Annotated in this window: 8 protein-coding genes; all 8 read right to left on the bottom strand. The window is 41.2% G+C overall.

Annotated elements, in window-relative coordinates; all coding sequences use genetic code 11:
• Positions 1-298 precede the first annotated feature (298 nt).
• The 8 genes from PREMU_RS15210 to PREMU_RS00220 all read right to left on the bottom strand — a co-directional run bounded on the left by PREMU_RS15210 (position 299) and on the right by PREMU_RS00220 (position 6,371).
• Positions 299-475, bottom strand: coding sequence for a hypothetical protein (locus PREMU_RS15210; protein ID WP_007572111.1), 177 nt, complete (start codon positions 473-475; stop codon positions 299-301).
• A gap of 49 nt (positions 476-524) precedes the next feature.
• A complete protein-coding gene (locus PREMU_RS15205) occupies positions 525-701 on the bottom strand; it encodes a hypothetical protein (RefSeq protein WP_007572111.1) in 177 nt (58 codons plus the stop codon).
• Positions 702-928: 227 nt separating this feature from the next.
• Positions 929-2,227: a S8 family serine peptidase gene (locus PREMU_RS00245; protein ID WP_217179789.1), complete on the bottom strand. Its 1,299-nt coding sequence runs from the start codon at positions 2,225-2,227 to the stop codon at positions 929-931.
• 98 nt (positions 2,228-2,325) lie between these two features.
• A complete protein-coding gene (locus PREMU_RS00240) occupies positions 2,326-3,291 on the bottom strand; it encodes a hypothetical protein (protein ID WP_007572170.1) in 966 nt (321 codons plus the stop codon).
• A complete protein-coding gene (locus PREMU_RS13990) occupies positions 3,288-3,710 on the bottom strand; it encodes a DUF2141 domain-containing protein (protein WP_050796315.1) in 423 nt (140 codons plus the stop codon). Before PREMU_RS13990 ends, PREMU_RS00240 begins: the two co-directional genes overlap by 4 nt.
• A gap of 12 nt (positions 3,711-3,722) precedes the next feature.
• A complete protein-coding gene (locus PREMU_RS00230) occupies positions 3,723-4,622 on the bottom strand; it encodes a hypothetical protein (protein WP_007572166.1) in 900 nt (299 codons plus the stop codon).
• Complete coding sequence (locus PREMU_RS13985) at positions 4,619-5,827, bottom strand: site-2 protease family protein (RefSeq protein WP_007572164.1); 1,209 nt, start codon at positions 5,825-5,827, stop codon at positions 4,619-4,621. Before PREMU_RS13985 ends, PREMU_RS00230 begins: the two co-directional genes overlap by 4 nt.
• 10 nt (positions 5,828-5,837) lie before the next feature.
• Complete coding sequence (locus PREMU_RS00220; protein ID WP_156803917.1) at positions 5,838-6,371, bottom strand: 3-oxoacyl-ACP synthase; 534 nt, start codon at positions 6,369-6,371, stop codon at positions 5,838-5,840.
• Positions 6,372-6,386: the final 15 nt, after the last annotated feature.

Here is a 6,386-nt window from a genome sequence, read left to right as displayed (position 1 = left end):
GTGTATTCTCCCTTTTCGTTGGTTCTGCTATCCCCAAGGATGATCCTTGACAAGTACTACAGCATCAGATATGGGGAGTGAAGTAGAAATCTCTTTTACAACTACCTTTTATCGTCGTCTGTGCAACAAACTGTCTGGAACAAGACGAACAGAAGTAATAATAAACAATAAATACGTATCTTCATAATTCAGTTTTTGCGTAGCCCATCGAAATCCGGATACTACACATCACACAAACAAGAAAATCAAATAAGGTCCTCCTCCTCAATAGGAGGAGAAACCTTTATTAGCAACTCTATTAATATACCTGAGCTGCACCAGGAGCAGCCATACTCTGTGCGTCAACGGCCTGGACTGCGGCTTCACCCTTGCCAAGCTCGATGTCACTCAAATAGCTGGGCATAGCAGTGTTCACCATCTCACAGCGATCCTCAAGCTTCACCACATCGAAGTCTTTCTTCAAGTTCTTTTTCATTGTCTCAATTGTTTTTAATGTTTACGATACTGTTATCAGGTACGAGAAATTAATATACCTGAGCTGCACCAGGAGCAGCCATACTCTGTGCGTCAACGGCCTGGACTGCGGCTTCACCCTTGCCAAGCTCGATGTCACTCAAATAGCTGGGCATAGCAGTGTTCACCATCTCACAGCGATCCTCAAGCTTCACCACATCGAAGTCTTTCTTCAAGTTCTTTTTCATTGCTTTAATAATTAAATGATTAAAATTGAAGTTATTTATATATTACACTAGATTGACTAGACATACTAGCTATACCAGGGTTATCATGAAGTTGTACATCCTCGGTGATCTGGTCACTTACTAAGCTGACCACCGGAGTATTCACAATCTCACAACGGTCTTCCAGTTTAATCAATTCAAAACCTTTTTTGAAACTACTTATCATGACTAATGAATTTTATTTATATTTAATAAATATTATCGTATAATGCTTTCTTATAATCCGGGATTCCATAGCCTCTGATGTTATCTGGCTTATTCCACTGGTCACAGGAATGCTTAACCATGCTGATAATCTGTCCGGCATTCAGTTCTCTATGCCGCTGCCATAAGCATGCTGTCAGGCCAGCAATGATTGGAGCAGAAAATGAAGTTCCGTTTCCAGTCGTTATCTTACCAAAACCATTGATGATTGGTACATTACATCCGACAGCTGTTACATCTGGCTTGATTCTGCCATCCGAAGTAAAGCCTATAGAGCTGAAAGGTGCATTTCGTCCTTTCCCATCTGTAGCACCCACAGATATGATGTCTTTGGCATCAGCAGGTACGTTGATCATTTTCCAGGAGTCCATGCCATTATTGCCAGCGCTTACCACAAGTATGATGCCTTTCTTCTGCAGGAGAGAAGCCGTATGTGAGATCAATGTACTTTCGCCATCCAGCACTTCCGACCTATTCTCCTGGAGTGAGTCATTGACCATGTTATATCCGAGAGAACTGCTTATCAAATCCGTACCCATAGAGTCCGCATATTCTACTCCAGCAGCCCAATAGTCTTCCTCTGCCAGCACTTCTCGCTCCGCATCTTCAGTCCGTATTAGCAAATACTCTGCACCTGGTGCAAGTCCTAAATACTTTCCCGGTACGTTAGCAGCAAGGATGGAGGCAGCCTTCGTTCCATGATCTGTACCCAGGTATATGTCTGATGGAGCATAAGGTACAAAATTACGTGTTCCTACGATCTTCATTTGCTGGAAGGCCGAGAGGTCTTTCATGTTTGCGAAGCCACCATCAATGACAGATATCAGTATTCCACTTCCGTCCAGTCCCGACCCATACAGCGCCTCACCATTAAGTCCCTTACTCACTACATCCCTAATGGATCTATCCGCAGGAACAGCAAATCCGTTAAAAGGCATCGTGATGGCCCTCTTTGACGCACTCTCTTCAACTCCCATGGTACATACAGGCTGTATATCCATAACAAAAGGAAGATTCTTAACCTTTCCACACATCTCAGCAGCACGTGCACGGACCAGAATCGTGTTATTCCACTTGCTCTCAAGAAGAATAGTCGCATCATTCTCCGTAATCAACCTCTTGTAGTAGTTCGAGATAGGGAGATCCGTACTGTCTACGTGAATGTTATATCTTTGGCGCCGTTCGAGCGCGCGCTTGGATAAAAATTGCGACGGCCGGCTGATCGAGTATTCCGAATATTTTTTGTCCTTAAGATATATCCTGTATAACTGGCAGTTGTTCATCTTTTGATCTTTACTACCTCCTGCTAAAGACGGCATACAAACCATTGTCAGCAGACCTAGTATACAAAGTTTTAATCTATATCTCATACCAGAATGAGTTAAATCATTACACTGTTTGAAATCAAAAATCTAATATCCTCACGGGGAAGAATGCTCATCATATTCTCAATGCTATACCTACCACTGGAAAGGTACTTCCTTATGGTTTCACTTATTTGAAAGGTATGATAAGTCAACATATCCAGCAGGTAGCTAATCTTCTCCTCTTCATATACCACGTAGCGGTTTCTGTTGAAATTACGTTTCTTATAGTGCCCGATTATCAGCTTCCACGCCAGTGTCCTATTCTTCATCGTGCTCACATCGTTCTCGTTAGGAATCATCCGTTCAATAATTGACCATTGAAGCCATAGCTTGGGGTGTTTCCTTACATGCTGTTCCAGAATGCTCACATACTTATCAGACCAAGCCTTAATATCATTATCCTTCGGAAAACTGTAAATATTGGCCACTAAATTCCAGGACATAACACCTTCGGAGATAATGAAATACTTATTCTTGACCCGTTGGGCGAACTTCATCAATGAACTTTCAATCCTCAGTGTCTTCCTCAGAAAAGATGACTGCATATATGTCTTCGAATTTCCCGTATAGGCATCAGCATAGATCAAAACAGCCTTGCCAGCCTGTAAATCATTCCTCATTTTCAGATATACGAACGTATCATTGGAGCCATAATATTCAATGCCTTCTAAGGAAGGAAAGGCGTCTTGATTGGCTGCAAAAACAGTCAATGGGATGCCCATCTTATAAAAGAGGATAGGCAACAGAAGGTACATCGAGTAATGATAACTTATGTACAGACTCCCCGACTCTATATGTCTGCAGTCACCTTCTTCACCAATGATAGGAAAATAATTGGCACCCTTAACTATTGCAGATAGATTCTCGTTCTTCAAAGAATATAACGCTTTCATGAAATCCTCATCGGACATCTTCACGTCAAAGAGTCTATCAAAGTAATTTCTTTTATTGGCTACTAAGAAAGCATCCATCTTGTTCATAGTCTGTATCTCATTTTAATTTTAACAATTTTAGTTCCATTTACATAAAACTTGGTCTTTTTCCAATTCGGGAAGCCATTGATATTATTAGACAGTCCATAGGGCTCCCTAGGGATGCCAAACACGGTATCGACCTTCCTGTTGTTGTTGAGATCCTGGAAAATCTTCACGGAATATGTTCCTTTCGGCAATGATACCCGAACGCTCATGCTTTTTTTATGGACAGGGCAGACGACCAGTCTGTACGGCTTATCTTCATCGTATTCCTTAGCATTCTTGAAGACAGCCAAATAGATTCTATTTGTCAGGATAGGAATGTTTTCTATATGTACGACCATACGGCAGTTGTTAGATATATCCTGTGATGTTACTGATGCCGTCAGCAGCATCATGAGTGAAAATATTAATGTTTTTATCATTGTCTTAAAGTTTTAAATAGACGCAAAATAGGAATATCGTAAGCAGGAGTCCTTCTTAGGATTAGGCCTGTTGGAGATATTCAGGTACTCCTTTCCTTTGCAGATCTTCCGGAGGTTGTCAGATGAGATGTTACCCAGTTTTCGATTGTCCCCCGGGACATTATATATGTATCCATGTTGATCCACGTAAATTTTCTTATGTCGATAGGTATCGTAGTATAGCGCTTCTGCAAAATACTGGTAGCTGACATATTTTTTGCCGATAGGTTTCTCCTGATCGACCAGCACGATCTTGTCTGATGGCAAACCATCGACAGACAGTTTCTGTCCAGCCGTGCTATTTTTAGACACCAGCATCTTACTGAACTTAATTCCCTTTACGCTTTTGAGGAGCTGCTTCATTTTTTCCAGATCCATATCTACCTTACAATAGAGATTATACTTAATAATTGTAGAAGTATCTATAGTCTTTGCTATCGAAGGCAGCAACGATACTGTTTCTATCTGGTCAAGCATCAGATCCATGAACTTACAGTTGCAGGCACTGAGTTGTTCTACCGTCTTCGATGTCCACGGTCCTACATCGACTATCGCATTGTAAACCAAGCTAGGAATGCGGCAATGAGAGAAATCTAGGGCCGGATAGCGCTCAGGATTATTTGTGACAAAGGCCCAGTCTTGTCCGATGAAGTACTCCATGTACTGGTCCATGATGGATTCATCAGAAGGTGCGTATTTTTTCTTCAGCTGTCCCATATTCAGTTTCCTAGAATCGTTGAACACATCAACAATGTCAGCCGGGATGTGCAGAAGTCTTCCTTTTTGCAAATCGTATATCACTCCTTCGTCATCTCCTTTCACAGGCACATTATGCGCATAGAGTAACACAAAATCTTTGTCAGTATATATCATAGCAGAAATTTATTTTTCAGTGATACAAGTATATATCGTAAGATTCTATATAGGAAGAAACAATTGATGGCTATAGAAAGACTCAACGTTATTACCTCGCGAATGACGAATGACGTCTCCATATATTCCCGGAACTCCACAAACTGCAGGATTGCGCTTATGTTGATCACTGTGAACATGATAATGCCCGCATACATCATTGTCGAGAATGAGAAATCAAATATTGAATACAGCAGCAGCGGTAAATCAGCTTTTAGAATCTTCATCTTCTCCTTCCATGGCATCATCTTGTTGGTCACAATACCGAAGAATACCTTTGGAAACTGCTTGGAATTATATGACAGATTATCTATCTTGAAGAAATCACTGTATACCCAATATCCATCGTTCCTGAAGAATGGGAACAGAGAATAAGTCAACACGAATAGGTTCATTACGATAACAGACATGAGCATGAACCTATATTCAGGTTTCTCGAACAGGAAGAGCATAACCGTCAACAGTAACGCCAGTACCATCTGAAAATAGATTCCTCCGACATTTACCAGCAGGCGCTTGTTCTTCGATATGTTCCATATCTTTGAAACATCCGTATAGAACACAGGGAATACCATATAGATGCCGAATCCTATCTCTTTGGGCCGTATCCCACACCTGTAGCTTGCCGTTGCATGTCCGAATTCATGGAAGAAGGCGATGAACAGAAGTGACAGGTAGTTCGTTGCAATGAGATTAGCCCATTTCGCTACGCCGAAGTGCGGAGTCTGATCTAGGTACGACATATATCGCGAACATACCAGTACTGAAGAAAGTATGAATGCTATAATAACTCCAGCCATGATACGCTTATTGAAGAGAAACTTAATTCTCTCAGCTACCTCTGCGATAAAGCTTTCCTTAAACAGTCTGATTTTTAGATAGATGCTGTCCACAAAGGATACCTGGTTCTTCACGGAGGAATTAGCTATCGCATCCACAGCCTGTGACACATTTTCTAGGATATCATCACTTTTGTATCCATATTTCTTTTTGCAAGCCAATGCTATATCTTTGAACGAATTGCCATTTTTCAGCTGCACCAAGCAGTCAAACAGCATATCTCCGATATGATAGCAGTTGTTGTTATATACAACCAGCTTTTCACCATCTACATCTTTCAAAGTGAATATCTGCACTTTTGATGCTATATCAATTGTAGTATCCATAGATATTCTGCTATAAGTTAATTTTCCTAGTTTTGATTCTCGCCCAGGAGCCTTCCTCTGCGGAGAATCCGATCTCAACACGTTCTATCTCTTCCAAAGCCTGACGGTCGTCTGCCGAGAGGAACACCGCGATGGATCGATTCCATTCTTCCTTTACAACTATACCTTTCCGCTTCATCATGTCTTGAATCTCATCTGGTATAAAATCATTGGCACATACCAGCGCGTTATCAATGACACCATTTCTGATCTTCTGTACTGCATCTTGGATAGCCAATTCAAAAGAGATATTCTTCTGGCTATAGGTTGAATTATACCCCGTATCCCCCAAGTATATTGCTATCGCTGTCGCTACAGCACTGTCCGTTGAATACATAAAATGTGATGCCATATTCAGATTCTGAGAGACATTCGTTACGCTCTTCAGTATATAGAACTGCGACTCAATATTCCCAAAATAAGTACCATTGATGATTGCATCAGGCTTTTCAACTCCTACACACTTCAGACATTTCAGACTCGTAAACAATGCTCTCTGAAGCATTGGGCTAAGTCTTCT

Source organism: Hallella multisaccharivorax DSM 17128, from assembly GCF_000218235.1.
Lineage (GTDB): Bacteria > Bacteroidota > Bacteroidia > Bacteroidales > Bacteroidaceae > Prevotella > Prevotella multisaccharivorax.
The sequence above is the reverse complement of the archived record's forward strand: the minus strand, read 5'-3'. Positions and strand labels throughout refer to the sequence as shown.